General features: G+C 75.3%; 30 protein-coding genes. 14 read left to right on the forward strand and 16 right to left on the reverse strand.

Translation table 11 applies throughout. From position 1 onward, the window contains the following. Positions 1–4 precede the first annotated feature (4 nt). The 3 genes from EV383_RS20590 (at position 5) to EV383_RS20600 (ending at position 2,785) form a co-directional block, all read left to right on the forward strand. Entirely contained in the window at positions 5–1,240 is a 1,236-nt protein-coding gene (locus EV383_RS20590) for an NAD(P)/FAD-dependent oxidoreductase (RefSeq protein WP_207223600.1), read from the forward strand. A 119-nt stretch (positions 1,241–1,359) separates the two neighbouring features. Continuing rightward, complete coding sequence (locus EV383_RS20595; protein WP_242623227.1) at positions 1,360–2,151, forward strand: sigma-70 family RNA polymerase sigma factor; 792 nt, start codon at positions 1,360–1,362, stop codon at positions 2,149–2,151. A 139-nt stretch (positions 2,152–2,290) separates the two neighbouring features. After that, positions 2,291–2,785, forward strand: coding sequence for an STAS domain-containing protein (locus tag EV383_RS20600; protein ID WP_130291432.1), 495 nt, complete (start codon positions 2,291–2,293; stop codon positions 2,783–2,785). Between the two features lie 19 nt (positions 2,786–2,804). On the opposite strand, the gene EV383_RS20605 is transcribed toward EV383_RS20600, so the two are convergent. After that, positions 2,805–3,797, reverse strand: a complete 993-nt coding sequence (locus EV383_RS20605; RefSeq protein WP_130291433.1) for an NADPH:quinone reductase — start codon at positions 3,795–3,797, stop codon at positions 2,805–2,807. 99 nt (positions 3,798–3,896) lie between these two features. On the opposite strand from EV383_RS20605, the gene EV383_RS20610 reads away from it, so the two are divergent. Further along, entirely contained in the window at positions 3,897–5,210 is a 1,314-nt protein-coding gene (locus tag EV383_RS20610; protein WP_130291434.1) for an NAD(P)/FAD-dependent oxidoreductase, read from the forward strand. Here the strand turns inward: EV383_RS20610 and EV383_RS20615 are convergent. Beyond that, complete coding sequence (locus EV383_RS20615) at positions 5,123–6,478, reverse strand: DUF998 domain-containing protein (protein WP_130291435.1); 1,356 nt, start codon at positions 6,476–6,478, stop codon at positions 5,123–5,125. The genes EV383_RS20610 and EV383_RS20615 overlap by 88 nt on opposite strands. Before the next feature lie 124 nt (positions 6,479–6,602). On the opposite strand from EV383_RS20615, the gene EV383_RS20620 reads away from it, so the two are divergent. From EV383_RS20620 to EV383_RS20640, 6 genes are all read left to right on the forward strand, one after another. Further along, positions 6,603–7,667: a permease gene (locus EV383_RS20620; RefSeq protein WP_130291436.1), complete on the forward strand. Its 1,065-nt coding sequence runs from the start codon at positions 6,603–6,605 to the stop codon at positions 7,665–7,667. Positions 7,668–7,915: 248 nt separating this feature from the next. Continuing rightward, a complete protein-coding gene (locus EV383_RS20625) occupies positions 7,916–8,644 on the forward strand; it encodes a LuxR C-terminal-related transcriptional regulator (RefSeq protein WP_130291437.1) in 729 nt (242 codons plus the stop codon). A gap of 101 nt (positions 8,645–8,745) precedes the next feature. Further along, positions 8,746–8,919 carry a hypothetical protein gene (locus EV383_RS31285; protein WP_165438420.1) on the forward strand — a complete coding sequence of 58 codons (174 nt, stop codon included), beginning with the start codon at positions 8,746–8,748 and terminating at the stop codon, positions 8,917–8,919. A gap of 139 nt (positions 8,920–9,058) precedes the next feature. Beyond that, the gene (locus EV383_RS20630; RefSeq protein ID WP_130291438.1) at positions 9,059–9,778 is read left to right on the forward strand and encodes a GAF and ANTAR domain-containing protein; all 720 of its coding nucleotides are present in this window, start codon (positions 9,059–9,061) and stop codon (positions 9,776–9,778) included. A gap of 30 nt (positions 9,779–9,808) precedes the next feature. Further along, entirely contained in the window at positions 9,809–10,552 is a 744-nt protein-coding gene (locus EV383_RS20635) for a GAF and ANTAR domain-containing protein (protein WP_130291439.1), read from the forward strand. 121 nt (positions 10,553–10,673) lie between these two features. Then, positions 10,674–11,015 (forward strand): STAS domain-containing protein, encoded by a 342-nt coding sequence (locus EV383_RS20640; protein WP_130291440.1) that lies wholly within the window; start codon positions 10,674–10,676, stop codon positions 11,013–11,015. Positions 11,016–11,043: 28 nt separating this feature from the next. Here EV383_RS20640 and EV383_RS20645 read toward each other — a convergent pair whose 3' ends face one another. From EV383_RS20645 to EV383_RS20660, 4 genes are read right to left on the reverse strand one after another with little or no spacing between them, the layout of a single operon-like run. Then, on the reverse strand, positions 11,044–11,640 hold the full coding sequence (locus tag EV383_RS20645; protein ID WP_130291441.1) for an SAM-dependent methyltransferase: 597 nt from the start codon (positions 11,638–11,640) through the stop codon (positions 11,044–11,046). Beyond that, positions 11,637–12,452 carry a glycosyltransferase family 2 protein gene (locus EV383_RS20650; protein ID WP_130291442.1) on the reverse strand — a complete coding sequence of 272 codons (816 nt, stop codon included), beginning with the start codon at positions 12,450–12,452 and terminating at the stop codon, positions 11,637–11,639. The genes EV383_RS20645 and EV383_RS20650 overlap by 4 nt, the downstream gene beginning before the upstream one ends. Continuing rightward, a complete protein-coding gene (locus tag EV383_RS20655; protein WP_207223601.1) occupies positions 12,449–13,489 on the reverse strand; it encodes a glycosyltransferase in 1,041 nt (346 codons plus the stop codon). Before EV383_RS20655 ends, EV383_RS20650 begins: the two co-directional genes overlap by 4 nt. Further along, positions 13,486–14,628, reverse strand: coding sequence for a glycosyltransferase (locus EV383_RS20660; RefSeq protein ID WP_130291444.1), 1,143 nt, complete (start codon positions 14,626–14,628; stop codon positions 13,486–13,488). The genes EV383_RS20655 and EV383_RS20660 overlap by 4 nt, the downstream gene beginning before the upstream one ends. A 196-nt stretch (positions 14,629–14,824) precedes the next feature. Between EV383_RS20660 and EV383_RS20665 the strand changes: the two genes are divergently transcribed. From EV383_RS20665 to EV383_RS31295, 3 genes are read left to right on the forward strand one after another with little or no spacing between them, the layout of a single operon-like run. Further along, complete coding sequence (locus EV383_RS20665; protein WP_130291445.1) at positions 14,825–15,889, forward strand: glycosyltransferase family 1 protein; 1,065 nt, start codon at positions 14,825–14,827, stop codon at positions 15,887–15,889. Positions 15,890–15,899: 10 nt separating this feature from the next. After that, positions 15,900–16,886, forward strand: coding sequence for a glycosyltransferase (locus EV383_RS31290; RefSeq protein WP_165438421.1), 987 nt, complete (start codon positions 15,900–15,902; stop codon positions 16,884–16,886). Further along, positions 16,880–18,196: a glycosyltransferase gene (locus EV383_RS31295; protein ID WP_165438422.1), complete on the forward strand. Its 1,317-nt coding sequence runs from the start codon at positions 16,880–16,882 to the stop codon at positions 18,194–18,196. Before EV383_RS31290 ends, EV383_RS31295 begins: the two co-directional genes overlap by 7 nt. Before the next feature lie 15 nt (positions 18,197–18,211). Here the strand turns inward: EV383_RS31295 and EV383_RS20675 are convergent, their stop codons facing one another. The 4 genes from EV383_RS20675 to EV383_RS20690 all read right to left on the reverse strand — a co-directional run bounded on the left by EV383_RS20675 (position 18,212) and on the right by EV383_RS20690 (position 21,695). After that, positions 18,212–18,739 (reverse strand): STAS domain-containing protein, encoded by a 528-nt coding sequence (locus EV383_RS20675; protein WP_130291446.1) that lies wholly within the window; start codon positions 18,737–18,739, stop codon positions 18,212–18,214. A gap of 162 nt (positions 18,740–18,901) precedes the next feature. Beyond that, complete coding sequence (locus EV383_RS20680; RefSeq protein ID WP_130291447.1) at positions 18,902–19,480, reverse strand: hypothetical protein; 579 nt, start codon at positions 19,478–19,480, stop codon at positions 18,902–18,904. A gap of 78 nt (positions 19,481–19,558) precedes the next feature. After that, a complete protein-coding gene (locus tag EV383_RS20685) occupies positions 19,559–20,509 on the reverse strand; it encodes a manganese catalase family protein (protein WP_130291448.1) in 951 nt (316 codons plus the stop codon). Between the two features lie 277 nt (positions 20,510–20,786). Next, on the reverse strand, positions 20,787–21,695 hold the full coding sequence (locus tag EV383_RS20690) for a MerR family transcriptional regulator (RefSeq protein ID WP_130291449.1): 909 nt from the start codon (positions 21,693–21,695) through the stop codon (positions 20,787–20,789). A gap of 319 nt (positions 21,696–22,014) precedes the next feature. Here EV383_RS20690 and EV383_RS33105 point away from each other — a divergent pair, with 319 nt between their 5' ends. Then, positions 22,015–22,431, forward strand: a complete 417-nt coding sequence (locus tag EV383_RS33105) for a WhiB family transcriptional regulator (protein ID WP_423213655.1) — start codon at positions 22,015–22,017, stop codon at positions 22,429–22,431. Here EV383_RS33105 and EV383_RS20700 read toward each other — a convergent pair. From EV383_RS20700 to cysC, 6 genes are all read right to left on the reverse strand, one after another. After that, positions 22,418–22,954 carry an STAS domain-containing protein gene (locus EV383_RS20700; protein WP_165438423.1) on the reverse strand — a complete coding sequence of 179 codons (537 nt, stop codon included), beginning with the start codon at positions 22,952–22,954 and terminating at the stop codon, positions 22,418–22,420. The genes EV383_RS33105 and EV383_RS20700 overlap by 14 nt on opposite strands. A gap of 160 nt (positions 22,955–23,114) precedes the next feature. Further along, positions 23,115–23,918 (reverse strand): GAF and ANTAR domain-containing protein, encoded by an 804-nt coding sequence (locus EV383_RS20705; protein WP_130291452.1) that lies wholly within the window; start codon positions 23,916–23,918, stop codon positions 23,115–23,117. Between the two features lie 195 nt (positions 23,919–24,113). Then, the gene (locus EV383_RS20710) at positions 24,114–24,572 is read right to left on the reverse strand and encodes a histone-like nucleoid-structuring protein Lsr2 (protein ID WP_130291453.1); all 459 of its coding nucleotides are present in this window, start codon (positions 24,570–24,572) and stop codon (positions 24,114–24,116) included. A 56-nt stretch (positions 24,573–24,628) separates the two neighbouring features. After that, entirely contained in the window at positions 24,629–25,432 is an 804-nt protein-coding gene (locus EV383_RS20715) for a sulfotransferase family protein (protein ID WP_130291454.1), read from the reverse strand. After that, a complete protein-coding gene (locus tag EV383_RS20720) occupies positions 25,429–26,373 on the reverse strand; it encodes a glycoside hydrolase family protein (protein ID WP_130291455.1) in 945 nt (314 codons plus the stop codon). Before EV383_RS20720 ends, EV383_RS20715 begins: the two co-directional genes overlap by 4 nt. 1 nt (position 26,374) lies before the next feature. Further along, positions 26,375–26,980: an adenylyl-sulfate kinase gene (gene cysC / locus EV383_RS20725; RefSeq protein ID WP_242623229.1), complete on the reverse strand. Its 606-nt coding sequence runs from the start codon at positions 26,978–26,980 to the stop codon at positions 26,375–26,377. Positions 26,981–26,991 lie beyond the last annotated feature (11 nt).

The following is a 26,991-nucleotide window of genomic DNA, read 5'->3' on the forward strand; positions in this document are numbered from 1 at the left end:
GAGGGTGAACGCAGCGCAGGACACCACCGGCCCCTCCCCGACCGACGACTCCACCCGGGCCGCGTTGCTCGTCATCGGCGGCGGACCCGCCGGTCTCGCCGCGGCCACCGCGTACCGCGACCACGGCGGGCAGGGCGAGGTCGTGCTGGTCTCCGACGACGACACGGCCCCCTATCTGCGTCCACCGCTGTCCAAGGACTACCTGCAGGGCGAGACCGCGGAGCCCGACCTGGCACTCGCGCCGGAGTCGGACTACGCGGAGAAGTCGATCACGCTGCGCCTGGACACGATGGTCACCGCGATCTCCGCCGACGAGGGCCGCGCCCGCCTCTCCGACGGCACGCAGATCGCCTTCGACCGGTGCGTCATCGCGACCGGGAACGCCCCGGTGACGCTGCCGGTGCCCGGCGCCGACGATCCGCGGGTGGCCTACCTGCGCTCGCTGGAGCAGGCACGACGCCTGCGCGAGGAGGCCGGGACGGCCCGGTCGGCGGTCGTCGTCGGGTCGGGGTTCATCGGCTGCGAGGCCGCCGTGACGCTCGCCCGGCGCGGGCTCGAGGTGACCGTGTGCAGCACCGAGGAGATCCCGCAGGCGCAACGCCTCGGCACCGACGCCGGGGAGCGGATCGCCGGCTGGCTGCGCGAGGAGGGCGTCCGGCTCCTCGGAGGTGTCGAGGTCACCGCGATCACCGACGGCCGCCGGGTGGAGCTCGACGAGGGCGGCCCGCTCGAGGCCGACCTGGTGCTCGTCGCGGCCGGGGCGACCCCGCGGTCCACCCTCGCCGTCGCCGCCGGGATCCCGGCCGAGCAGGGACGGGTGCTCGTCGACGAGCACATGGCCTCCGAGGTGCCCCGGGTGTTCGCCGCCGGGGACGTCGCGATGGCCTACAACACCGGCGCCGGACGGCACCTGGCCGTCGAGCACTGGGGCGAGGCCGAGGCGATGGGCACGATCGCCGGCACCACCGCGGCCGGCGGCGACGCGTCCTGGGACTCCCCTCCCGGCTTCTGGACCGTGATCGGCGACCACACGCTCAAGTACGCGGCCTGGGGCGACGGGTACGACCGGGCCGAGCTCGTCGACCACGGCGACGGCGCGTTCACCGTCTGGTACTCCACCGACGGCGTGCTGGTGGGCGTGGCCACCCACGACGCCGACGACGACTACGAGAGCGGCGGGCAGGCCGTCCTCCGCGGCGACCGCGCGGACCCGGCCGTCTCCGCGGGCACCGGGAGCTGAGCGCCACGAATGCGAGCCACTGGTCCGATCAGAGGCGGTTCGCCCCGGGCACGGTTCGGCGGTCCGCCCACGGGTAGCCCCTGCGACCCGCGCACCGTGAGCTCAGGAGGCCGTTGACCGTGGTGGACCAGATCGACCGCCGTCGCGACGGCCCCGACGCCTACGACGACCTCGAACCGGACCTGCGCCGGCACGCCGAGAGCGAGCCGGGCGACCCGGGCCGCGAGGTGCGGCGCGACCGCCTCATCACCGAGTTCCTGCCGCTGGTGCGCAACCTGTCGCACCGCTACGCCGGGCGGGTCCCGGCCGAGGACCTCGAACAGTCCGGCGTGATCGGCCTGATCAAGGCGATCGACCGCTACGACCCGGACGCGAGCACCGGCGGGCCGCTGGCCTACCTCGTGCCCAGCGTGCGCGGGGAGATCCTGCGCCACCTGCGCGACCACACCTGGGCGCTGCGGGTACCGCGCGCCCTCAAGGAGCTCAGCGTGGGCGTCAACCGGGCGACGGTGACGCTCACCCAGCGCCTGGGCCGCGCGCCCCGGCCGAGCGAGCTGGCCGCCGAGCTGGGCGTCGGCGTCTCCGAGATCGTGGACACCCTCGGGGCGATGGACTCGCACCGGGCGTCCTCGCTCGACGAGACCGACCCGGACAGCGGGTTCGGCCCGGCCGACCGGCTCGGCAACGACGACCCGGCGCTCGACGTCATCGACCACCGCGGTGACCTGCGACGGCTCGTCTCCGAGCTGCCCGAGCGCGAGCGCACCATCCTGCTCCTGCGCTTCTACGGCGAGCACACCCAGAGCCAGATCGCCGAACGCGTCGGGGTGTCGCAGATGCACGTGTCCCGGCTGCTCACCCGGACCCTCGCCGAGCTGCGCGGGCGGATGGTCGACGACGCCGACGGGTAGCCGCCGCGGCACGGTCACCGGATGAGTTGTCCGGTCACGGAGAGTGCGGCAGAGTACGTGCACCGCACGTTGAGCCACCAGCGCGCCGTCCGTCATCGGTCCCGGGCATCCGTGTGCCCGCACCCCGCCCGGAGGGTTCGTGCCCGAGTCCAGCCGCCTGCCCGATCCCGGCCGCCCGTCCGGCCGGGGCGTCCGGTTGCGGGTCACCCATCTCCACCCCCGCCCGGACGTCGCCGTCGTGGCGCCGGTGGGCGAGATGGACTCCGTCGGGGCACCGGCCGTCGCCGACCGGGTCCGTGAGCTCGTCGGATGCTGCGAGTGCCTGGTGCTGGACATGCGCCGGGTGACGTTCCTCGACGCCGGCGGCATCCACGCCCTGCTCGACGGCGCCCGCGCCGCCCGCGCGGTCACGACCCGGCTCCTCGTCGTCGGCCTGGACCCCGCGTTCCACCGCGTGCTGCGGATCTGCGGCGTCGAGTCCGAGCTGACGCTGACCGGCGTCGCCGACGGCGAGCGGGCGGCCGGGGTCCCGCTACCGGCGCCGGACGACGACCTGCCCGACACCGACCCGCCCGAGACCGACCTGCCCGAGACCAAGCGGCCGGACACCGACCGGCCGGTCGCCGGAGCCTGACCGGCCGGAGCCGGCCGTGTCAGTCGATGTCGACGACGACCTTGCCCGTCACCCCGGACTCGACGGCCTCGTGCGCGGCGGCGACGTCGTCGAGGGAGAAGCGGTGGATCGGCAGCGCGCTCAGGCTCCCGGCCGCCGCGGCGGCGGTGACCTCCTGCGCGGCGGTGCGCAACGCGTCCGCGGGCACGCCGTAGAGCAGCACGAACCGCAGGTTCACGTTCGCGCCCATGCACGCCCGCACCGGGACCGTCGGGTCCGTCGCGGTCGCGGCGTAGCTCACGATCGAGGCCCCGCGTCCGACCACGGCGAGGTCGAGGGCCAGGTTCTGCGCCAGTGACACCTCGACGACCCGGTCCACCTGCGGCACGGCGGCCCGGATCTGCTCGGCGATGTCGTCGTCGCGGTAGTTCAGGACGTGGTCGGCGCCGGCGGCGCGGGCCAGCTCGGCCTTCTCCGGGCCGCTGACGGTGGACACGACGGTCGCGCCGGCCCACCGGGCCAGCTCGATCCCGTAGTGCCCGACCGCGCCGGCACCGCCGGAGACCAGCACGTTGAGGTCCGTCGGGGAGCCGTCGGCGAACAGGCAGTGGTAGGCGGTCATGGCCGGGACGCCGAGGCAGGCGCCCAGGTCGTCGGACGCGGCGTCGGGCAGCGGCGTGGCCTGGTGCTCGGGCACCACGGTCCACTGCGCGCACGTCCCCCACTCGGCGAGCGCGTCACCACCGGCGCCGCCGGGCGAGGCCAGCCAGATCCAGACCCGCTGCCCGACCCGGGCCTCGTCGACCCCGTCGCCGACGGCGTCGATCTCCCCGACGCCGTCCTGGTGCGGGATCCGGACGCCGTCGAACGGACGGTCCGTGGTGCCGTCGCGGGTCTTGACGTCGGTGGGGTTCACCGCGGAGGTCCGCACCCGGACGCGGACCTGACCGGGGCCGGGCTCCGGGCGCTCCTGCTCACCGACGGTGAGGACGTCGCGGGCGGTCCCGATCCTGGTGTAGCCGGCTGCCTTCATGGCACCGTTCTACCCGCGGTCCACGACCGGTACACCGTCCGAGGGGTCGGACGCCGTCGTCGGGGTAGCCCACCGGGGACAGATCGGAGGTTCACCACCGTGGCGAACCGCATTCCCCGCGTCGTCGTTCTCGGCGGCGGCTTCTCCGGCTTCAACGCCGCGAAGAACCTCGTCCGCACCCTGCGCGGCGACGCCGAGATCGTGCTGATCAACTCCACCGACTACTTCCTCTACCTCCCGCTGCTCCCGCAGGTGACCTCCGGTGTGCTCGACGCCCGGCGGATCACCGTGCCGCTGGCGGCGTCGCTGCCCGGGGTGCGGGTGCGTCTCGGCGAGGTCCGCGGTGTGGACCTGGAGTCGCGCACCGTGCACTACACCGATCCCGAGGGCGGCGGGCACGACGTCGGCTACGACCGGCTCGTCGTCGCGATCGGCAGCGTCAACAAGCTGCTGCCGATCCCCGGGGTGGCCGAGCACGCGCACGGCTTCCGCGGCATGCCCGAGGCGCTCTACCTGCGCGACCACATCCTGGCCGAGCTGGAGATGGTCACCGACACCGACGACCCGGTGGAACGGGCCGCGCGGTGCACGTTCGTCGTCGTCGGCGCCGGTTACACCGGGACCGAGGTCGCCGCGCAGGGCGCGATGCTCGCCGCCGCCCTGGCGAAGGACCGCCCGGAGCTGACCGGCCAGCCGATCCGCTGGCTGCTGCTCGACATCAAGGACCGGGTGCTGCCCGAGCTCGACCGCAAGCTCTCGGTCACCGCGGACAAGGTGCTGCGCAAGCGCGGCGTCGAGGTCCGGACCGGGACCGCGGTGACCGAGGCGACGGCCGACGGCGTGAAGCTCAGCACCGGGGAGTACCTGCCGACGCGCTCGCTGATCTGGTGCGTCGGCGTCCGCCCGGACCCGCTGGTGCAGGACCTGGGCCTGCCGGTGGAACGCGGCCGGATCGTGGTCGACGCCGAGATGGCCGTCCGCGACCACCCGGACGTCTTCGCCGTCGGCGACGCGGCCGCCGTCCCGGACCCGGCCAACCCCGGCCTCCCCACCGCGATGACCGCCCAGCACGCGCAGCGGCACGGCAAGGCCGTGGCCCGCAACGTCGCGGCGTCGCTCGGGCACGGCACCCCGGCCCCCTACCAGCACAAGGACATGGGGTTCGTGGTCGACCTCGGTGGGCGCGACGCCGCGGCGAACCCGCTCGGGATCGTGCTGCCGCGCCCCCTGGCCCGGCTCGTGACCAGCGGCTACCACCTCGCCGCGATGCCCGGGAACCGCGTCCGCACCGGGGCGGAGTGGCTGCTGGAGAAGGTCCTGCCGCGTCAGCGGGTCCAGCTCGGGCTGGTCCGTCCCGAGGCCGTGCCGCTGGACACCGCGTCCCCGGAGCTGCCGTTCGTCGACCGGCGCTGACCCCCGCGTAGGTGATCCCCGCCCGGATGATCACGGCGCAGGACCGCCACGACGACGGCAGGCCACAGGGTCTGCGCGATGATCAGCACCCGCTCGGACAGGCCGATGTACGGCCCGCCCGTCTGCAGCTGCACGAAGAACCAGCCGAGCAGCGCGAGCAGTGTTCCGGTCACGACCCACGCGGCGCGCCGCCCGAGCAGCGGCGACGCCGACGGGTGCCGGCTCACCGCCAGCGGGAAGCCGACGAACGCGATCCACCCGACGGTCGCGGCGCCCATGTGCCACGGGGAGCTGCCCGTCTCCGGCTGCGGGAGCAGCCCGGCGAACAGCGTCCCGGCGCCGCCGAGGCCCACGGCGATCCGCCCGGGCCACGGGATCCGGGTCAGCACGAGCGCACCGGCGACGTAGCCCAGGCCCAGCAGCACCAGGGTGCCGGTCATGATCCAGCGGTCGGTGGCGCCGATCCGCGCGAGCGTGCTCAGCGACTGCCGCAACGGGTCGTAGCCCGGCGGCTGGGCGGCGGCGGCCACGGTCGACCCGACCGGGATCACCGCGGGGGCCAGGACCACCACCCAGAACACCGCGGTCCCCGCCCGCCGCAGGTCCGGGGGCCACGCGGTCCCCCACCGGTGCCGGGACGCTGCGAGCGCCACGGCCATCGGCCACAGCGTCTGCGCCACCACCAGCACCCGCTGGGCGAGCCCCAGCCGATCACCCCCGAGCAGCAGCTCCAGCCCGAACCAGGCCATCAGGCCCACCAGCACCGCGGTCGCCGCCCACGCCGGGCCGCGCCGGAGCACGGCGGGCGTGCCCCCGCGGTCGTCACCGTCGTCCGCTGTCACCTCCGGCGAGGGCCGGGCCCGTGACACCGCCAGCGGCCACGCGGTGAACGCCAGCCACCCGACCGCGGCCGAGCCCATGTGCCAGGGGTTGGTGCCGGACGCCGGCTGCGGGCACAGCGCCGCCATCGCGACACCGGCCCCGCCGACGGCCAGCACCACCCGGGCGCGCCGCCCGATCCCGGGCAGTCCCGCCGCGGTGAGCAGGTACCCCAGCCCGAGGACGAGCAGGGTCGCGCCCATGATCCAGCCGTCGGTCGCACCGGCGTTGGCCAGCGCGCTGAACGTCTGGCGCACCGGGTCGTAGCCGGGCGGCTGCACGGACGCGGCGTACCCGGCCCCGGCCAGCACCACGAACGGCGCGGCCACCGCGCACACCAGCGACACCCCGGGCGACCATCGCGCCCACGCCGTCCCCACCGCGTCCATGTGTGTCCACCCCCGTCCGAACCCGCGTCCATTCTGCGCCCGCGCCGACGGACGGGCGTGGGCCGACGGACCGGGGTGAGCCGACGGACGGGCGGTCCGGCCACGGCGTGACTAGCCTGCCCCGATGGCGTCCGTGCTGCCCGGCCCCGGTCCCGTGTCCCGCCGATCGGCCCTGATCGGGGTCGCCGTCGCCGTCGCGATCGCGCTGGTCGTGCTGTCCTGGGCGAAGTGGTTCCCGTACGCGCAGCGGATCGTGACCCTGTCCGGGACCGGCACCTGGACCGGGACCGACGTGCTCGGCGCCGGCGGGGTGCGTCCCGGGGACCCGCCCAGCCTGCGCGCCGCGACGTCGTTCACCGGGGCCTACCTCTCCGCGGTGTGGCAGGCGCTGCTCGCCGCCCTGCTGATCAGTGCCGCGATCCAGGCGCTGGTGCCCCGTACCTGGCTGCTGCGCGTGCTGGACCGGCCGGGACGGCTGCGCTCGGCCGCGGCGGGCGGGCTCGTCAGCACGCCGTCGATGATGTGCACCTGCTGCACCGCACCGGTCGCGGTGACCCTGCGCCGCCAGGGCGTCCCCACGTCCGCGGTCGTCGCCTACTGGCTGGGCAACCCGCTGCTCAACCCGGCCGTCCTGGTCTTCCTCGCGCTCGTCGCCCCCTGGGAGTGGACGGTGACGCGGCTCGTCGTCGCGCTCCTGGTCGTCGTCGGTGGGGCGGCGCTGGTCGCGCGGCTGACCGACCGCCCGGAGCTCCCCGGGCCCGAGGTCGCACCGGGACCCGACGACGGTGGGCTCGCGGGAGCGCCCCGCCGTTTCCTGCGTGCGCTGCTGCGCCTGTCGATCGTCCTGGTGCCCGAGTACCTGGTGGTCGTGCTGCTGCTCGGGGCGTTCCGCGGGTGGCTGCTGCCGGTCGGCGCGCTGAGCGCCGGGATCGTCGCGGTCCTGGTGGCGGCCGTGGTCGGCACCCTGCTGGTGATCCCGACGGCCGGGGAGATCCCGATCCTGCAGGGGCTCGCCCTCGCCGGCGCCGCCGCCGGGCCGGTCGGGGCGCTGCTGGTGACGCTGCCCGCGGTCAGCATCCCGGGGATCGTCATGGTCGGCCGAGCCCTGGGCTGGCGGGCGACCGCGGCCACCACGGCGCTGGTCGTCGCCGGGGGCCTCGCCGGGGCGGGGCTGCTCACCGTCCTGTGACCCCGGGGCCGGTGACCGAGAAAGCGATACCTCATCACCATGTGCTGTCGACTCGACCGCGATCCGGTGCGGGAGTAGGTTTCACATCTCACGGAACCGCCCCAGCCCCCGGTGGTCCGCCCTCCAGCCGGGCGTGCACGGGGAAGGTCGCACATGGGGCACAGTCGACGCGACGGACATCCGTACCCACCGGGCAGGACCGTGGTTCCGCCGCCCCCGCCGGGTACGTCGTGAGCACCCACGCGAGCGTGTCGCGCCTGCATCGTGACCGGGCGTACGACGGGCGGGCACGTCGTCCCGGACGTGGCAACGGCACCGGGTGCGTGCTGATCCTCGACGTGCACCCCATGTTCCGCCGGATGCTCGGGCCCGCCCTGCACGAGGAGGGCATGGACGTCCACGAGGTCGGTTTCGACGACGAGCAGGTGATGCTCACCGCGGTCGCCGGTCTCGGCACCGGGGTGGTGTTGTTCGAGCTCGCTCCGGCCTCCGAGAAGGTGGGGGGCCGGATCCGCACCGGCCCGTTCGTCGCCGCGCTGACCGCGAACGGGAACCCGGTGCTGGCCGTGAGCGGGCACGGCGACGAGAGCTCCGCGGCCGGCGCGGTCGCGGCCGGGGCCGTCGGCGTGCTGTCGAAGGACCTCCCGCTGCCGGACCTGGTCAACGCGGTGGTGCGGGCCGGGGCCGGGCTGCCGGTGATGAGCGCCCCCGAGCACGGCCTCTGGCTCAGCCGCCACCACGAACGCAGCGTGCGCCGGTCCCGGGTCGCCGACCGGCTCGCGCGTCTGCGACCCCGCGAGCAGGAGATCCTCCGGCTTCTCGCGGCCGGGCGACGCTCGTCGGAGATCGCGGGCCTGTTCGGGACCCCACCGGCCACGCTCCGGGCCGAGGTCCGGTCGATGATGACCGTGCTCGGGGCGGGATCGCAGATCGAGGCCGTCGCCATGCTGTTCGAGTCCCGGGCCGACGCCTGGTGAGCCCGGCCGCGATCTCGCGGATATCCCCATCATTGCGGACGCGGCGGCCCGCCGGCGTCGGTACCGTCGCTCGGTGCCCCGATCCACCCAGGACGACGACCATGCTCCCGGCCCCCGATCTCGCCGGGGGTGACGAGCCCGGCGTCGTGATCGACGCCCTCGTCACGGTGGCGCTCGACGACCTCGACGAGGGACACCTCGACGTCGAGACGGCGTTGCGCGCCATAGCAATCGCGGCGTGGAGGGCCGGCCGGTCGACGGCCCCCGTGACCTGAGCGGAACAGCCGCGGGCGGTAGGGTCACCGGTGTACTCGGTGCACGGGACCTCCCAACCGTCGCGCTCCGGCCGACGGCGACGGGACCCTCTTGTGAGCATGTGCCCGACCCTCGTCGTCCTCCGGTCGACGAGCCCTCGTGAATGACCGGGGCGACGTGGTCCGGGCGCTGCTCGCGATCGCCCGGGACGGGTTCGCCGACCACGAGCTGGCCCTGCGGATCTGCCGGGCCTGCGTCGACGGGCTCGACGTCGACGGGGCGGCCATCTCCCTGCTGACCGCCCACCCGACCCGCCGGACGCTGGCCTCGACCGACCCGACGGCGGACCTGCTCGAGGAGCTGCAGTTCACCCTGAACGAGGGCGCCTGCGTCGAGGCCGCCACGACCGGCGCGCCGGTGATCGTCGCCGACGTCCGGGAGAGCATCGAGGTGCAGCGCTGGCCGGTGTTCGCCGCCGAGGTCGCCGCGCGCAGCGACGTCCGCGCGCTGTTCGCCCTGCCGTTGCAGTGGGGGGCGGTCAACCTCGGCGTGCTCGACCTCTACCGGCTGGCGCCCGGTGTCCTGCCTCCGGAACAGATGCGCGAGGCGCTGAGCTCGGCCGACACGGCGGCGCTGATGATGCTCGGCCACCTCACCGACCCCGGTGACGGCGACGGCCGCGGCTGGCTCGACCCCGCCGTCGGCAACCGGTCGGAGATCCACCAGGCGACCGGTATGGTGCTCGTGCAGCTGGGGGTCGACGCCCCGGAGGCGCTGGCACGGATGCGGGGACACGCGTTCGTGCACGGCCGGCTGCTCATCGAGGTCGCCCGGGACGTGATCAGCCGCAGGCTGGTGTTCACCGAGGGAACGCGCTAGGCGATGGTCCGTTCCACCGAGAGGCAACCGATGAGCCCGCAGAGGACCGAGCGAGAGGCCGGGTTGACCAACGCGTTCGTCACGCTGGCCGACACCCTCGTCGACGACTACGACACCATCGACCTGCTGGACCGCCTGGTCGCCTTCTGCGTCGGGCTCCTGGGAGCCGACGACGCCGCGATCGTCCTCGGCGACGCCCGCCGCGACCTGCGCGCCGTCGCCTCCTCCAGCGAGGCGGCACGGTCGATGGAGCTCCTGCAGCTGCAGAACGACCAGGGCCCCTGCCTGGACTGCTTCCAGACCGGGGCCAGGGTCAGCATCGCGGACCTGTCCGAGCAGGCGCAGCGGTGGCCGGAGTTCGTCGCCGCGGTGGAGCGCGACGGCCGGTTCCGGTCGGTGCACGCGTTGCCGCTGCGCCTGCGCGGGAACGCCATCGGGGCCCTGAATCTGTTCCACCGTGAACCCGGACCGCTGGCCGAGGACGACCTGGACCTCGCGCAGGCGATGGCCGACGTCGCGACGATCGGCATCCTGCAGGAGAGGGCCATCCGCCGCGGCGAGGTGCTCAGCGAGCAGCTGCAGGCGGCGCTGAACAGCCGGGTCGTGATCGAGCAGGCCAAGGGCGTGCTGGCCCAGTCCTCCGGGCTGGCGCTGGAGGTCGCGTTCGAGCGGCTGCGCGGCTACGCGCGCCGCGGCAACCTCAAGCTGAGCGACGTCGCGCGCCGGGTCGTGACCCGCGACCTCGACCCGGCTGCGGTGACCGCGGAGTCCTGACGGGCGACGGGGCGAACCGCCCACCCCGTGACCTGCGCCGCCCAGGCGCGACCGGTAACCTCGTCCACGCCCGGCACCGCCTGAGACCACAGCGCACGCCGGCCGCGCACCAGGGACGTTCATGCCCGCGGACAGGCCCCCCGGTGGATCCCCCGGGACCACGCTGTCGATCCGTCACCGTTCCACGCCCGGGGAGCCGAACCTCCAGGTGTCCGGCGAGATCGACCTCGCCACCGTCGACGTACTCACCGACGCCCTGGCCGAGACGATCGCCGGCGGCGGCACCGTGGTCGTCGACATGTCCGGCGTGACCTTCCTCGACGCCTCCGGCATCGGGCGGCTGGTGCACGCCGCACAGGTCGCCGGAACCCGCGACTCGTCGTTGCGGCTCGTCGGGTGCAGCGGCACGGTCCGGCGGACCCTGCGGTGGGCCGGGACGGGACACCTGCTCGGCGACGGGTGAGGAGCCGGGCCGGTCGTACGGGGGGGGGTCAGGCGCGCCGCAGCACGTGCAGCAGGAAGTGCTCGTCGACGTGGGCGACGATCGTCTCCAGCTCCGGCCGGGCCGCGACCATGGCGTAGGTCGCCTCGGCGTCGCGGGGCGCCTCGGGGGCGTCACCCCGCCAGTGCACGAGGACCACGTCGGCGCCCGACGGGGTGACGGCGAGGGTCGCGTCCAGAGTGGCCGTCACCGTGGCGTCGTCGAGGTAGTAGAGCACCTCGCTGAACATCGCGAGGTCGAGCCGCACGTCCGGGACGGCGTCGGGCAGGGCGCCCACCGTCACGGTCACCCCGGGCAGGTCCCGGGTCGCCTCGACGGCGCGGTCCACGGCCACGGCGACGGGGTCCGAGGCCAGCACGACCTCCGCCCGGGCGGAGAGGTCGAGGGTCAGCTCCCCGGCCCCGCAGCCGGGCTCGAACACGGTCCCGTAGTGCTCCTGCGGCAGCGACGCCAGGACGACGGCGCGCTTGCGGCGCTCGTAGAACGAGTCCGCCCGCCAGGGGTCGCCGTCGGCGTAGAGGTCGGTGAAGCGGTCCTGCAGGGCCCGGGCCCCGTACCCGGGACCGGTGTTCGGGTCGTCCGTCATGTGAGCACCTCCAATGTCGCGCGGCCGCGGTCGAACGCGACCTTGTCCTGGGCGGCGAGCTCGTCGAGCCACCCGCCCATCGGCCACCAGCCCCAGCGGCGGTGGAACAGGTTCGCGTTGCGGACGATCTCGCCGAGACGGGCCGGGTCGGCCACCGACGGCGGGTGGTGCTGATGGTGGGCCACCGCTCCCCCTACCCAGTACAGGCCCGCCCCGTGCGACGCCGCGACCTGCGCGAGGTCGGTGTCCTCGCCGCCGTAGCCGGCGTAGCCGGTGCAGAACCCGCCGAGCGTGCGCCACGTCGGGACCGTGACCGCGAACGACAGCGACCAGAACAGCTCCCACCGGGTCTCGGGCCACAGCTCGCCGTCCGGGGGCGCGGGACGCGCCGGGTGCGGGCCGGCGAGCCGCGCCAGCCCGGTGTCCGGGTACCCGCCGGGCGGGGGCGGTGGCAGGTAGTGCACGGGGCCGCACAGCAGCGCCGGGCCGTCCACCCGGGCGGACGCGGCGGCGTAGCGGTCGAGCAGCACCGGCTCGGGGATGCAGTCGACGTCGAGGAACACCAGCAGCTCCGCGCCGCCGTCGATCGCCGTCGCCGCCCCCGCGTTGCGGGCCTCGGCCAGCGGGAGCCCGCCGTCGCCGACGGGCACCCGGACGACGGTCGCCGGCGGGCCGTCGCCGATCCGCGGCTCCTCCCCCATCCCGACCACGACGTGCTCCCCCGGCAGGCACCCGGTCAGCCCGCGGCGTTGCCGGGCGAGGTGCTCGTCGCGGCCGCGGGTCACGGTGACGACCGCGGTGCGCGGGGTCACGCGCCCACCAGCGCGTCGAGTACGGCGGCGGCGCGGCGCGCACCGGTCCCGCTGGACCAGGCACTCCAGCCCGCGCCACCGCGGCGCGCGGCGTCGTCGAGCAGCCGCGGCCAGCACGCGGGCTCCGGCCAGGACGTGACCACCGTCGCCAGGCCCGTGAGCGCCCGCCCGGTCGCCCGCTGCTCGTCGTGCGGGCGGTCCTGCGGGACGACGACGGCGGGCCGGCGCGCGGCGGCGACCTCGGCGACGGCGTTCTGCCCGGCGTGGGTCACGACGACGTCGGCGCGGTGCAGTGCCGCCCAGACGTCGTCGGTCCAGCCGCACCAGGTCAGGTTCGGCGGGTCGCCGCCGGACGGCGCGGGCGGCCCGGCGACCTCCCACGTCCACCCCGGTGCGGCCGCGGCGGCGCCGCGCAGCTGCGTGGCGGAGACGTCGATGCCGCCGGAGCCCCACAGCACCAGGACACGCCGTCCCCCGGTCGCCTCCGTGCCGGTGCAGGGGCCGGTGCCGGGGGGCGGGCGCCCGTCGAAGCGGGACACCGAGGTCAGGTACGTCGTCTTGGCGTGCCAGGCGTCCGGCCAGCCCGCCGGCGGCCCGACCGTCTCCGGCCAGGGTGCGAGCAGGCGCGTCGCCAGGTCGAAGGCGAGCCGGTGGGTGCGGTCGGTGCGGTCCCCGGGCTGAGCCATCACCACGACCGGGACGCCGTGCAGGCGGGCGAGCAGGGAGACCTCGGCCGAGACGTCGGTGACGACGAGCGCGACGTCGCCGCCGGCGAGCTCGGCGGAGATCGCGGCGGTGCGTTCCCGCAGGCCGGGGTGGTGCTCCGGGGCCCAGTGCAGGACCCCACCCGCCGTGGCGTCGACGGGCTCGGTGTCACCGTCGGCGTCGTCGGGCAGGTGCACCCAGCGGCCGGCCCAGCCGGCCGGGGCGGCCCGCGAGGACAGGCCGACGGCGTCGCTGCGCAGGTGGGAGGCGACGGCCGCGGCGCGGTGGGAGTGCCCGCTGCCGTGGTGGTGGACGTAGAAGGCGATGCTCACGCGCACATCTCCGCGTAGAGCGCCTCGTAGCCGGCGATCATCGCCGCGGCCGAGCAGCTCGTCACGGCCCGGTCCCGGGCGTCGGCACGGTCCAGCTCCTCGGCACGGCGGATCGCCACGGCCAGCGCGTCGACGTCGCCGGGCGCGGCGAGCACGCCGCTGCGGCGGTCGACGATCTCCGGCAGCGCCCCGCGTGCGAAGCCCGCGACGGGTGTCCCGCAGGCCAGTGCCTCGGCCACGACCAGGCCGTAGGGCTCGTCCCAGCACGGCGACACGACGGCGACCGACGCCGACCCGACGAGCCGGGCGAGTTCCTGGTGCCCGAGATGACCGACGTAGGACACGCCGTCACCGAGCAACGGCGCGACGGCGTCGTCGAAGAAACGCGGGTCCGACACCGGCCCGGCCAACCGCAGGCCGGTCCCGGCCAGGCGGGCGGCGCGGATCGCCTCCACCGGGCCCTTCTCCGGGACGATCCGCCCCGACCAGACCGGTGACCCCCCGCCCGGTCCCGGCGTCCACCTCGCGGTGTCCACGCCGTTGCGCACCACCCGGACCTCGGCGCCGCAGGCCCGCCACTGCGCGGCGGTGTACTCGCTGACCGCCGCGAACGTGCGGCGTCCCGGGCGCCGGGCCCGGATCACCGTCTCCAGCCACGGGATCGGGGGTGTGTGCAGCGTCGTCAGCACCGGCACGGCCAGGGTGTCCGCCAACGACAGCGGCAGGTAGTGCAACGAGTTGTTGTGCACCAGGTCGATCCCCGACCCGGTCGCGGCGAGCTCGCGCATCACCGCGAGGTGGGCGTGGTGCTCGGCCATGAACCAGCCCGCCGGCGCGCTCCCGCCGGAGCGCGCGATCGGCACCGGCGTCATCGCGTGGACGTCCAGGCCCGGGTCCGACCCGGCGGCGGCGTAGGCGTCGACGCGGTGCCCGCGCTCGCGCAGCCGGTGGGTCAGCTCCCAGGTGTGGGCCTCCAGGCCACCCGCGAACGGCTCGCGGATCGGATGGTGGGCCGAGGCGATCAGGGCGACGTGACGCCGGACCGCGGCGCGTCCGGGCTGCGGCTCGACGCCGGGGACACGGGCCGGTCCCGGCGGGACGAGCACGGGGCGGGGTCGGGCGCGGACGGCCGTATCCATGTCAGCCCCTCTCGTTCGGTCGGCACCCCGGAACACGACGCGGGGACGCGACCGGGTCAGGAAGGAGACGGGCGGGGGCTGCACCCGGGTCCGTCCACCATGGGCCCCCCGGGGGGCCCCTACAACCCGAAGGCGGTGTGTCCTGCCCGGCAGCCGTTTCGTGGTTGAACGGCCGCAGAACGGGCACACGACCGGGATGTCCACCACCCCGGGAGTCGTGCGCGTGGCGTCGGTCCCCGCCGGACACGACTACGTCCGGCACCTGTCCGATCCGGACGGCGCCGACGGCGTCACACGCCTGCCCGACCCGCGCGTGCCCGGGGCGCCGGCGTCGCAGTGGTGGCCGCCGCCGATGCTGGAACCGGACTGGGTCCACGCGAACGCGGGCGGGTTCGACGTCTACCACCTGCACTTCGGCTACGACGCCCGCACGCCGGAGCAGCTGCGGGCGCTGGTGGACGCGCTGCGTGCGGAGTCGCGCCCGCTGGTGCTGACGGTGCACGACCTGCGCAACCCGCACCACGCCGACCCGGCGCCGCACGCCGCCGCCCTGGACGTCCTCGTCCCGGCCGCGGACGGTCTCGTCACCCTCACGCCGGGGGCGGCGGAGGTGGTCGCGGCCCGATGGGGACGGCGGGCGCAGGTGGTCCCGCATCCGCACGTCGTCCCGGAGCGGGTGCTCCGATCGCCCCGCCCCGCCCACGAGGGTTTCGTGGCCGGGGTGCACGCGAAGAGCGTGCGCACCAACTCCGACCCGGTGGCCGTCGCCCGGGTACTGGCCGGAGCCGTCGCGGACCTGCCCTTGGCGACCGTCCGGTTCGACGCCCACGACGACGGCGCGGGCCGGGGCGCCGCGGCGGAGGCGGAACGGATCGGCGGGATCGACGTCCGGGTGCACCCGCCGTTCTCCGACGACGAGCTGTGGGACTACCTCTCCGGCCTCGACCTCTCGGTCCTGCCCTACCGGTTCGGGACCCACTCGGGCTGGCTGGAGGCCTGCCACGACCTGGGTACCGCCGTCGCGGCACCGACCTGCGGCTTCTACGCCGAGCAGGCGCCGTGCCTGAGCTACGGCCACGACGAGTCCGGGCTGGACGCCGCGTCGCTGCACGCCGCGGTGCGCACCGCCCACGCCGACCGTCCACGGTGGCGGGCCGACCCGGCCGCGCGGATCGCCCAGCGCCGCGCCGTCGCCGCGGCCCACGCGGCGCTCTACGCCCGGGTGCGCGCCGCCGCCACCACGGCGGGGCGGCCGGTGTGAGGGTCCCGGCATGAGGGTCTCGGTGCACCCCGACGCGCCGGCCGGGCACGGCGTCGTCCGGCACGCCGACCTCGTCGCCCGGCTCGCCGCCGCGCACGGCGTGCGGCGGGTCCCCGGCACGCCGGACGACCCCGACGTCCGGCACGCACACTTCTCCGACTCCCTGCACGCCGGGACGGCCGGCGACGCCGCGGAGAGCTTCCGCGCGTGGGCGGGGACGTCGCCGTCGCCGCTGGTCGTCACGCTGCACGACGTCCCGGGGGCCGACCCCGACCCGGCCCGGGACGCCCGGCGCATCGAGGCCTACCGCGTGGTCACCGGGCACGCCGACGCCGTGGTCGTGGCCGCCGAGCACGAGGCGGCGAAGGTCCTGGCGTGGTCCGGGCGTCGCGCGCACGTCGTCGAGCTGCCGCTGCCCGATCTGCCCGAGCCGGGCGTGGTCCCGGGCGGGGGCCCACCCACGCTGGGCGTGCTCGGCTTCGTCTACCCCGGCAAGGGCCACGCGGAGGCGGTCGAGGCCGCGGGGCGCCGCGCCGACCCGCCCCGGGTGCTCGCCCTCGGCGCGGTGAGCCCCGGGCACGACGAGGTGTGGTCGTCGCTCGTCGAGCGCGCCCGGGAGCTGCACGTGGACCTGGCCGCCACCGGGCACCTCACCGACGCCGGACTGGCCGACGCCGCCGCGGCCGTCACGGTGCCGCTCGCACCGAACAGCGGGGTCAGCGCCAGCGGATCACTGCTGGCCTGGGTCGCGTGCCGGCGACGGCCGCTGGCCGCCGACGGCGTCTACGCCCGCGAGATCGACGCCCGGCACCCGGGCCTGCTGCGCCTGCACTCCGGCGACGCCGAGCTCGACGCGGCGATCACCGACGCCCTCGCCACCCCGGGCACGACCCGCACCGGGGCACTCCCTCCCTGGCCGGACGCGGGCGCGGCACACGCCCGGATCTACGCCGACGTGCTCGACCGGTCCCCCGATCGGGAGCGCGCCCGGTGCTGACCGACGTCCTCGTCCCGCACAACCGCTGGGACCTGCTCGCGCCCTACCCGGTCCCCCGCCCGCGGGTCACCGTCGTCGTCTGCCACTACGACCAGCCCGGCGCGCTCACCCGGATGTGGCCCGCCCTGCGCGCGCAGACCCTCGCACCGGTCGAGGTCGTCGTGGCCGACGACGGGTCACCGACGCCCCCGGCGGTCCCGGCTGCGCTCCCCTCCGGCGGCTGCCCGGTGCGGGTGGTGCGGCAGGCCGACCTCGGCTTCCGCGCCGCGGCCGCCCGCAACGCCGGTGCCCGTGACGCGCTCGGTGAGGTGCTCGTGTTCCTCGACGCCGACGTCGTCCCGGAGCCGGGGTTCGTCGAGAGCCTGACGCGCCGCGTCGCGCTCTGCCCGGACGTCCTGGCCGTCGGACACCGGCGCCACGCCGACCTGGCCGGACTGCCGCCCGGCACCGACCCGTCGACGGCCCCGCGGCTGCCCGAGCCTGCCTGGCTGCGCGACGGCTACACCGGCAGCCGCGACCTCCTCGATGCCGACGGGCGCAGCTTCCGCTTCGTGATCAGCGCCGTGATGGCCTGCCGGACGTCGCTGTTCACCGACCTCGACGGCTTCGACGAGCGTTTCGTCGGCTACGGCGGCGAGGACTGGGACCTGGCCTACCGCGCCTGGAACGCTGGGGCGGTGCTGGTCCACGAGCCGGACGCGGTCGCCTGGCACGACGGCCCGGACTGGGCCGGGCGCGAGTCCGACCACCGCGGACGGGACCTGGAGGCGATGCGGGTCGCCGCGCTGGTCCCGGAGCCGCACACCCGCGGGGCGGCCCTGCCCGGCGCCGTCCCCGACGTGCTGGTCGACCTCGGCGCCCCCGGCACGGGGGTGGACCCGGTGGCCACCGCCCGCACGGTGCACTCGGTCCTGCGCCAGTCCCACCGCGACCTCGTGGTCCGGGTCGACGCCCGCTGCGACGCCGTCGACGAGCTCTACGCCGGCGTGGTGCGGCACGACCCGTGGACGCCCGACCAGCTCCGGCGGGCCCGGGCCCGCGTGACGGTCCACCGCCCGATCGCACCGGACGTCGTCGCGCGGATGCTCGACGCCCTCGTCACCCGGGACCTCGACACGGTGCGCGCGGTGACCGGGGACGGCTCGGTGGCCGCCGTCGCGACGTCCACGCGCGCCGCCGGTCGGTCGCGCCGGTGGTCCGGATGGCCGCCGGGATCGGTCGGGCGGGCCGCGTTCGGGCACACCGACCTGACGGTGGATGCGGCCGGCGACGCCGGGGACCTCGCCGGCTGGTTCGCACGGCGTCCGTGACCGGACGACCGGCCGTCAGGCCGGGGTCACGGTGGGGGTGGGCGCCGGGTCCGGAGCAGGCGGGACCGCGACGGGTCGCGGGACCGGGGCGGGCGGGACGGGCGGCGGGACCGCGGTCACGACCGGGATGAAGGTCTGCGCCGGGACGGCGATCGGTGGCACGTCGAGCAGGGTCTCGATCGCGACCTCGGCGGACGGGAAGCTGCGGAAGTCCAGCAGCACCCGGTAGGCCGCCGCCGGGAGCAGGTGACGGCGGGCGTCGAACCCGCACAGGTGCACCGTGACGCCCCGTTGCCCGGCGGCGAAACGGGCGTGTCGCAACGACGTCACGCCGGCGGTCTCGAAGCCGGTCACACCGGTGAGGTCGAGGACCAGGTCGGTGACCGACCGGTGGCCGGCGGCCACGAGCTCCAGCTGGGCACTCACCATGCGCAGGACGGTCGCCGCGCCGCCGACGTCCAGCCGGCCGGTGACCCGGATCAGCCGCAGCGAGTCGTCCGGGGACCGGACGGACAGGGCCGTCCGGTCGTGGGGTCGCACCACGTGCGCCTCCTGGAGGTACCGGGCGGCCTCGTCGCCGCCCACCGTCGTATGCCCGCCCTCGGCGGGTTCACACACCCGGGATGGGGTCGACGTGTTGCCGTGCAGGTGATCGCGCGGGCGGACACCGTTCCCGGCGCCGCCGCGCGCGATCTCACCCCTGACTCACGCAGCCGGCGAGAGCTTGCCGAACGAGTCGTCGAGACGGCGGGCGAGCCCACCGAGCTGGCTGGCCGGGCGCTGGGCCTCGCCCTGCTGGGCGCTGATGATCGTCAGGGCGCCGGTCAGGGCCGGGATGACCCACTGGACGACCTTGAGGCGCCGCTGCGCGGCGGCCGCGGCCGGCGGGGTGCCGGGCCCGGGCGTGACGCCGCCCTCGGCCGGCTCACCGACACCGGACGCCGTCTGGCGACCGAGGACGCCCGCGTAGGCGGTCGCCGCGAGGGCGGCGCCGGTCAGCGCGGTCTTGACGATGCTGGCCGTGGCGACGCCCTGCTGGGCGCGCACGCGGTCCTGGTTGGCGCGCAGCATCCCGACCGCACCGATGAGGTGCATGCCGATCGCGGCCGCGTTCACCGGCGTCCAGCGTGCCCAGCCCGCGTTCGCGACCCGGAGCCGCTCGGTCGGGGTCTTGACGTCGTCGGCGGCGCCGTTCACGCCGATCGCACCCATCAGGGAGCCGCCGAACCAGGCCCCCATCCCGACGTCGTGCAAGCTGCGGACGACCGTGTTGTTGCCTGCCATGAAGGTTCTCCTCGTGAAGGTGTGCGGGCCCGCGCCGGATCGCGGCGCGGGCCGTGTGCGGATATCTGGACTACGCCGTCAGGACGAGACGGGGCCCCACGCGCCGGGCGCGGTGGCCATCTCCATCTCCGCGGTGGCCTGCACGAGCGCGAGCAGGTCGGCGTCGAGACCGGGGCCGAACTCCTCGGGACGCTCGGCAGCGATGTCGTAGGGCACGCCGACCGGGGCCTGCTCGGTGGTCAGCTCGGTGCCGTCCTTCGAGGGCGAGTCGCCCTGGAAGATCCGGCCGGCCTCGGAGAGCTGGTCGAGGCTGAACGTGTACTGCTTGGACTGCAGACCCTGGTCGAGCAGCGTCTTGACCTCGGGGAACTTCTCGGCGTTCGTCTTCGGGATCGGGAGCAGCTTGCCCCAGTCCACGCCCAGCGCCTCGAGCGCCTTGGCGTAGGCGTTCTCGTGGGCCTGGTCGCGCACGATCAGGTAGGCGACCGTCGAGCGCGCGGTCTTGTTCTGCGTCATCTCGTAGATGCGGCACTTCTGCAGGCGCCCGGTGGACTCCAGCATCAGGTTGTAGAGCAGGTCCAGCGGCAGGTTCCCGCTGTTGTAGACGTAGGAGCCCGACCACGGGTTGCCCACCGCGTCCACCGGCAGTGCGCCCTGGGCGCCGACCAGGTAGTGGTGGATGTTGCCGGTGCTCAGCGCCATCTCCAACGGGTTCGCGCCGCCGGCGCCGGGGGTGTCCAGCGGGTCGGTCGCCGAGCCCTGGTAGCGCGGCGAGCCGTCGACCAGGCGGGCGATCGTGGTGGCAATCAGCTCGACGTGCCCGATCTCCTCGGTGCCGATGCCGTAGAGCAGGTCGCGGAAGGGCTTGCCGGTGGGTCCGCGGAAGTTGAAGCTCTGGAACAGGTACTGCATCATCGTGCGCATCTCGCCGAACTGACCCCCCAGACCCTCCTGGAGCGCGTTCGCCGCGGCGGGGTCCGGCTCGTCGGCGACGATCTCGTTGATCATGCGCTGTACGTGGAAGAACATGTGCGTTCCCTTCACGGCCGACGCCGCGGAGCGGCACGGCCGGGGTGGGTGATCGCGTCGTCCGCGGCGGAGGCTGCGGACGTGGCGGACAAGGTGCGCCGCGGGGAGCGGCGCGGTGGGACGGCCCGTGCGCGTGCGGCAGCCCTGTCATCTCAAGGCGCGCACTCATCCGGGCTACAGAGCACGAGTAACACGAGAAGACGGTCTGAAACCGGCAGCGGGTCCGCCGAGAGTGGATCGCGCCGTGACGTCCACGGGCCCGGCGGGATCCGCCCGCTCAGGCCGGGACGGGGGTGGTGACGGCGCTGACCAGGGCCAGTGCCGCGCGCAGGTCGTCGACCCGGGTGACGGTCCCCGGCAGGGTCACCGCGCTCCATCCCGGACCGGCGGCGAGCACGACGTCGGTGTGCTCGGTCAGCCCGGACACCTGCTCGGACCGGGCCGTGTCGGGCCGTTGCGACCACACCGCGACCGCCGAGGGGCGCAGCCGGGCCGCGGCGTGCAACAACGCCGTGTCCGGCACTGTCGCCCCGAGCATCCGGACCGGGACCCGGCGCTCGGCCAGCGCCGCGTGCAACACGTCGAACCCGAGCGTGTGGTGCTCGTCGGCCGCGCAGGCGAGCAGGACCGGACGGTCCCCCGGGGCGTCCGGCGGGGCGCCGAGGCGGCGCAGACAGGTGGCCAGCACCCAGCTCAGCAGCAGCTGCGAGTCGGCGCAGCCGCCGTCGTCGGCGACGAGCGGGTCGAGACCGTCTAGGGCCGGGAGGCCGAGCTGCTCCCAGGTGGCGAGCACCCCGCGCTCGTCCAGGCCGGCCGTCACGATCTCGGTGGCGGCGACGGAGTCGAGCCGGACCGCGGCCGCCACCAGCGCCGCGACCGGTGAGGCCGCGGCGGCGGGCCGTACGACCGCGGCGGCGGGAGGTCCGGTGCGGCGCTGGCTGCGGACCAGCTCGGCGGCGGCGGTCAGCACGACCCCGCTGTCGACCAGGCTGCGTATCGCGTCGAGCTCGGCGACGTCGGTCGCGGTGTAGCGGCGGTGCCGGCCCGGGTCGTGCCCGGCGGGACCGATCCCGTAGCGGCGGCTCCAGCTGCGCAGCGTCGCCGGCGACACCCCCATCCGGCGCGCCACCGCAGCGGTCGACCACAGGGGCCCCGGTTGCTCGGTCTCGCCGGCGGTCGTCGTCATGGAGACAAGTGTCGCTCATCGCGGCCCGTCACAAGCGATTTGGGTACGGCCGGTGATCAGGGGACCGGGGTCACGCGGCCGCCACGTTGCCGCCGTGCACCGCTTGTGCAACGGTATGGATCGGGTCGGGACGCGGGCGGTGCGGTGCACCGCGAGCGCCCAGGGCCCGGATTCGGTGCGGTGGTTCCGTCCGCCCACCCGGTCGTCGACGTCCCGGACCCGGCGGCAGAGGAACACGAGACCGGTGTCGCGCCGGACGACGCGACACCGTGACGATGGAGGGCCCGACATGGCCGACGTCCGACGACTTCCCCTACCCGTGACCCAGATCTGGGACTGGCAGATGCGCGCGGCGTGCCGCGACCTCGACAGCGAGCTGTTCTTCCACCCGTCGAACGAGCGTGGCCCCGCCGCGAACGCGCGAGACCGTGCGGCGAAGGTCGTGTGCTCCGGCTGCCCCGTTCTCGAGGAGTGCCGCAGCCATGCGCTCGACGTGCACGAGCCCTACGGCGTGTGGGGTGGCCTCACCGCCCGCGAGCGGGAGACCATCCTGCGACGCTCCTACCAGCGCACGCCCCTGTCCGAGCTGTCCGGGACCGATCGGCCCGAGGTCGTCGACCTCTCGGCGACCGGCCTGGCCGAGGACACCGGCGCCGGCGGTATCGACCACGACGGTGCCGGCGACGACGACGGTGGCGACTGGGCCGAGCACCTCCCGAGCCTCATGCGGGGCTGACGAGGTGGTCGTGGCAGCGGACCGCCGGCGCTGAGATCCGCAGCCGGCGACCCGCCGTCCGGACGGCGCACACGCCGCACCGGCGATGGGGACCGAGGGTGAGATGGTCCAGCGACGCCGTCACCCGGGCGCGTTCCTGCCGCATCTCCTCCGCGAACGCCCACCCGGGCCCGTCGGCCGCGGACACGACACCACGCCCCGGCCCGTCGTCGGCCCACCCGCAGCACGCCAGGGACCGCGCGGCGACGGTCCCCCGTTCCGCCGCGATCCACACCGGCGTCCCGGCCGCCGAGGCGCGGCCCCGGGCCTCGGCCAGGACGCCCACGCCGCACGCGCCGAGGAATGTCACCGCGCCGAGGTCGATCACGGCCTCACCGGGGGTGACGGGGTCGGCCACGCCGGTCAGTGCCGCGGCCAGGTCCGGCGTCGTGGCCAGGTCGATCTCACCGCCCACGGTGACCAGCCGGATGTGGGGGCGCAGACGGGTGGTACGGACGATCAGGCAGGAACGGTCCTGTGTCATGTGAGGGTCCATGTGTCGGCCCCTCGCGGGTGGGGGCTCGGAAGGGGACACATGGCCGCTTGTTCGACCACGGTGGTTACCGGGGTGGGCAGTCTCGCTCGCCCGCCGCATCGCGTCACGTGGTGCGCACTCCCCGCCCGCGACACCTGCCCCGCAACTCCTACCGGCGGGAGTTCTGCGGAGCGACCCCCGCCGGGGACGGGGCCCCGGTCCGCCCGCCGACGGTCCGCTCGGCCGGTTCCGCACGCGTACCGGTCCTGCTCTCGGAGACCAGCCAGCGGGCGACGGAGATCAGTTTGACGTTCGTGTCCTGCGACGAGCTGACGAGCATCCGGAAGGCCTGGTCCTCGTCGACCCCGAAACGCTCCATCAGGATCCCCTTCGCCTGCCCGATCACGTCGCGGGTCTCCAGGGCGTCGGTGAGGTTCGCGGCGTGCCCGGCCCCGTAGAGCAGCAGCGCGGCCTGGGCACCGAACAGCTCGGCCAGGAACCGCGCGGAGTCGTCGAAGACGTCCGGGGTGCACGAGTAGAGGTTGAGCGCGGCCCGGGTGATCCCCTTCACCGAGAGCTCGACCGACATCATCGCCCGGTAGCCGTACTCCACGGCGTGGGGCGCGAAGGCCGGCCAGCGCGACGCGTCGGGGTCGGCGGCCAGGTCCCGGGCGACGACGACCCCGTTCTCCGGGGGCTGGTCGATCGCGGTGATGCACGGGCCTTCGTGGAGCTCGGTCTGGAGCCGGTCCAGACGGAGGACGTCGTCACCGGACGGGCTGCGCGAGTCGATCCGGCCGCTGCCGTAGGTCAGTGAGATGCCGCCCGCGTCCGCCCCGGGCACCGTCTGCACGGCGGCGACCACGATCTGGGTCACCGTGTGGTCGAGATCGTCGATGCTCCGCCGGGCGATGAGGCCGTGTGCCGCGTGACGCAGAGCGGTGACGATGTCATCCCGCTGGTGGGCGTGCATGGATGTGGCCCCGATTCCTCGCGAGAGAACGGGACCGGCGGAGACGCACGGGGGCGACCGCCGGTCCGTGTCCGACGAGCGGCGAGGGACCGGACCGCTTGCGCACAACCGTACCGGGTCGGAGACCGGTCGGGCACGGCCGTCGCCGGGCGGTCGGGCGTGGCCCGGCCGTCCGCCCCGGACGGACGAGGGCGGTCAGCCCGCCGAGGCCTCCTTGAACATGCCGCTCACGTCGACCGGGCCGGCGGTGGTCCGCACCGGCTCGGGAGCGGGACTCCCGTCCTGCTCGGCCGCCGGTGCGCCGTCGTCGGCCCGGTTGTCGTAGGCCTCCACCACGGCGTTCGGGATCCGTCCACGCTCGGAGAGCTCGAACCCGTTGGCCAGTGCCCACTGCCGGATCTCGGCGGTCTGGCGCCGCGTCGTCGCCGACGAGCGGACCGGGGCGGACCGGGGTGCGCTCGCAGCGGTCACGGCTCCGCCCGTGGGGCGCCGGGCCGCGCCGACGAACGGGGCCAGGGCGTCACGCAGCTCCGCCGCGTGCGCGGCCGTCAGGTCGATCTCGAACGTCGAGCCCTCGAGCGAGAACGACACCGTCTCGTCGGCCACTCCCCCGTCGAGGTCGTCGACCAGCTGCACGGACTCCACTCGGGCCATTCCCACACTCCACTCCGTCACCGCGCCCCCGCGATCACCGGTGGCACCCGCCGATTCTAGGGAGCACCTCGGTGCCGCCAGTCGTCCAGGTCCCACGAGGTGAGCGCCTCGACCCGGGCCACGTCGTCGGCGAAGTACGGCAGCGCCGCGTCGCGTTCGGACGGCGTCGGGCCCGACGTCCGGCCCGACACGTCCGGGCGGACGTTGTGCCGCGGCACCCCGGTCACCACGCCCGTCCCGACGCCGAGGAACGCGCACACCCGGTCCGCGGTGCCGGCCGGGGCGTCGCGCAGCTCGCGGTAGCGCAGCAGCAGCACCTGCTCGCGGGGGAACAGCGAGAACAGGTGCTCGAGCTGCTCGCCGTAGCGGCCCTGCGCGGTGTAGTGCCAGAAGTGCGCCCAGCCGTCGGCGATCCGCTGCTTCTCCCGCTCCAGTGCCGCGACGAAGTCCCCCTCCGGTTCCAGGCCGGCACCGCGCAGGTGGGCCCAGTTGGAGTGCGCGCGCTCGACCGGGTCCCGCAGGACCGCGACCAGCCGGGCCGCGGGCAGGAGGTCACGGATCCTGCGCTGCGCGTCGCGGTCGTAGAGGTAGAACACCGTCGACTCGCCGCAGAGCGCGTCCGGGGCGGCGGCGTCGAAGAGCGCCTCGTAGTCCTCGCGGCGCCAGATGTGCTCACCCCAGGTCGGGACGTCACCCGGTCCGCCCCCGGAGCTCGGCGGCGGGCCGTCGGTGAGGAAGAACTTCGGCTCCTTCGGTGTGGACAGGAACAGGCCCGGGTGCGTGCTCAGCGCGTTGTGCAGCGCCGAGGTGCCGCACTTGGGCGCGCCGAGCAGCAGGAAGTCGGGCGGGCGCGGCGTCATACCGTCGCCGTCGGCCGCCGGCCCGCCGAGCGCACCGGCGGGAGCAGCAGCTCGGTCCGCAGCTCGTGGGCGCCGTCGGCGCGGGTGCCCTCGTAGTAGAGGCGGTAGCCGTCGTCGTCCAGGGGCAGCACGCTCAGGTAGCGCAGCCCGTGCGCGCCGTGCGGGGACTGCGCGACGGGCTCGGACCCCTGCGCGGTGAACACGCCGCCGATGTCGTCGGCGTAGGCCAGGCCGGTGCGCTCCTCCCAGTTCTCCGCCGCGGTGGCGCGGCCGTCGTAGGTGGCGGCCCACCGGCCGTCGACCGGGAAGACCGCGCTGACCCGGACCCCGCGGGAGTCCCACTGCCCGGCGCGCGGGGACAGGGCGGTGCCCTCGTGACGCCACGCGAGCCCGTCGTCGCTGGTGTAGTGCTCGGTGGTCATCCGGTCCTCGTGCTCGGGGACGTCGAGCGGGTGGACCGACGCCCACAGGTGCCAGACGCCGTCCTCCAGGAGGATCACCGGGTCCTTGACCGCGTGCAGGTCGTCGCCGGGCAGCACGGTCCGCGCCGTCGCGTCGGCGAGCTGCTCGGGGGTGTCGGCCTCGAGCACGTCGACCCACCAGTGCTTGGTGCCCGGGGTGGCACAGCTGACGTAGAGGCGCCACCGGCCCTCCGGCGTGCGGACGAGCGCCGGGCGCTCCAGCGACTCCGCGCCGAAGCGGTGCTTGGTCACCCGCGTGACGTCGGTGAACCGGATCCCGTCGGTGGAGCGGGCGACGACGGTGGCGAGCCCGCGCCCCTCCCCGAGCGGTGCACGCGTGCGGTAGGCCAGGACGTAGCCGCCGTCGGCGAGGACGACGGTGGGGGCGCCGACCCAGTTGCCGGCGCCGGCACCGGGGGGCTCGACGGCCACCGCGGCGTCGGTCCAGCGCGGGATCGGCAGCAGGGACGGTGTGCTCACGTCAGGACTCCTCGGGTGCGGCCGGACCGGCGAGCCCGGCCCGGCGCAGGTGCGTGACCAGCAGCGAGACCGACTCGTCGACGGCCTGCTCGTGGGCGGGGATCACCAGCTCGGGGGCGAGCGGGATCTCGTAGGGGTCGTCGACGCCGGTCAGCCCGCTGATCTCGCCGACCCGCTGACGGGCGTAGAGGCCCTTGACGTCGCGCTCGGAGGCCACGTCCACCGGGGTGGAGACGTGCACCTCCTGGTAGACGGTGCCCCCGGCGGCGTGCGTGGCGCGGACCTCGTCGCGGACGTCGCGGAACGGCGCGATCGCCGACACCAGCACCAGGACGCCGTTGCGGGCCAGCAGCTCCGCCACCCACCCGATCCGCCGGATGTTGATCGCCCGGTCGTCGCGGGAGTAGCCGCGGGCGGCGGCGAGGTGCGGGCGTACCGCGTCCCCGTCGAGCACCTCGACCCGCAGCCCGCCGGCGCGCAGGACGGACTCGCAGCCGTGCGCGATCGTCGACTTCCCGGCGCTCGGGAGCCCGGTCAGCCAGACGGTCGCGCCGCGCTGGGTGACGGGCGCGGACGGGGCGGGATGGAACATGGTGGTGTCGGACATCGGCGGTCCTC

The sequence above is a fragment of the Pseudonocardia sediminis genome (genome assembly GCF_004217185.1).
Classification (GTDB): Bacteria; Actinomycetota; Actinomycetes; order Mycobacteriales; family Pseudonocardiaceae; genus Pseudonocardia; species Pseudonocardia sediminis.

What these genes read in the sequence shown, in the direction of transcription:
- EV383_RS20605 (WP_130291433.1), bottom strand. Translation starts at nt 3,797, where the DNA reads ATGAAGGCAGCCGGCTACACCAGGATCGGGACCGCCCGCGACGTCCTC.
- EV383_RS20615 (WP_130291435.1), bottom strand. Translation starts at nt 6,478, where the DNA reads ATGGACGCGGTGGGGACGGCGTGGGCGCGATGGTCGCCCGGGGTGTCG.
- EV383_RS20620 (WP_130291436.1), top strand. Translation starts at nt 6,603, where the DNA reads ATGGCGTCCGTGCTGCCCGGCCCCGGTCCCGTGTCCCGCCGATCGGCC.
- EV383_RS31285 (WP_165438420.1), top strand. Translation starts at nt 8,746, where the DNA reads ATGCTCCCGGCCCCCGATCTCGCCGGGGGTGACGAGCCCGGCGTCGTG.
- EV383_RS20635 (WP_130291439.1), top strand. Translation starts at nt 9,809, where the DNA reads ATGAGCCCGCAGAGGACCGAGCGAGAGGCCGGGTTGACCAACGCGTTC.
- EV383_RS20640 (WP_130291440.1), top strand. Translation starts at nt 10,674, where the DNA reads ATGCCCGCGGACAGGCCCCCCGGTGGATCCCCCGGGACCACGCTGTCG.
- EV383_RS20645 (WP_130291441.1), bottom strand. Translation starts at nt 11,640, where the DNA reads ATGACGGACGACCCGAACACCGGTCCCGGGTACGGGGCCCGGGCCCTG.
- EV383_RS20660 (WP_130291444.1), bottom strand. Translation starts at nt 14,628, where the DNA reads ATGGATACGGCCGTCCGCGCCCGACCCCGCCCCGTGCTCGTCCCGCCG.
- EV383_RS20665 (WP_130291445.1), top strand. Translation starts at nt 14,825, where the DNA reads ATGTCCACCACCCCGGGAGTCGTGCGCGTGGCGTCGGTCCCCGCCGGA.
- EV383_RS31290 (WP_165438421.1), top strand. Translation starts at nt 15,900, where the DNA reads ATGAGGGTCTCGGTGCACCCCGACGCGCCGGCCGGGCACGGCGTCGTC.
- EV383_RS20680 (WP_130291447.1), bottom strand. Translation starts at nt 19,480, where the DNA reads ATGGCAGGCAACAACACGGTCGTCCGCAGCTTGCACGACGTCGGGATG.
- EV383_RS20685 (WP_130291448.1), bottom strand. Translation starts at nt 20,509, where the DNA reads ATGTTCTTCCACGTACAGCGCATGATCAACGAGATCGTCGCCGACGAG.
- EV383_RS20690 (WP_130291449.1), bottom strand. Translation starts at nt 21,695, where the DNA reads ATGACGACGACCGCCGGCGAGACCGAGCAACCGGGGCCCCTGTGGTCG.
- EV383_RS20700 (WP_165438423.1), bottom strand. Translation starts at nt 22,954, where the DNA reads ATGACACAGGACCGTTCCTGCCTGATCGTCCGTACCACCCGTCTGCGC.
- EV383_RS20705 (WP_130291452.1), bottom strand. Translation starts at nt 23,918, where the DNA reads ATGCACGCCCACCAGCGGGATGACATCGTCACCGCTCTGCGTCACGCG.
- EV383_RS20710 (WP_130291453.1), bottom strand. Translation starts at nt 24,572, where the DNA reads ATGGCCCGAGTGGAGTCCGTGCAGCTGGTCGACGACCTCGACGGGGGA.
- EV383_RS20715 (WP_130291454.1), bottom strand. Translation starts at nt 25,432, where the DNA reads ATGACGCCGCGCCCGCCCGACTTCCTGCTGCTCGGCGCGCCCAAGTGC.
- cysC (WP_242623229.1), bottom strand. Translation starts at nt 26,980, where the DNA reads ATGTCCGACACCACCATGTTCCATCCCGCCCCGTCCGCGCCCGTCACC.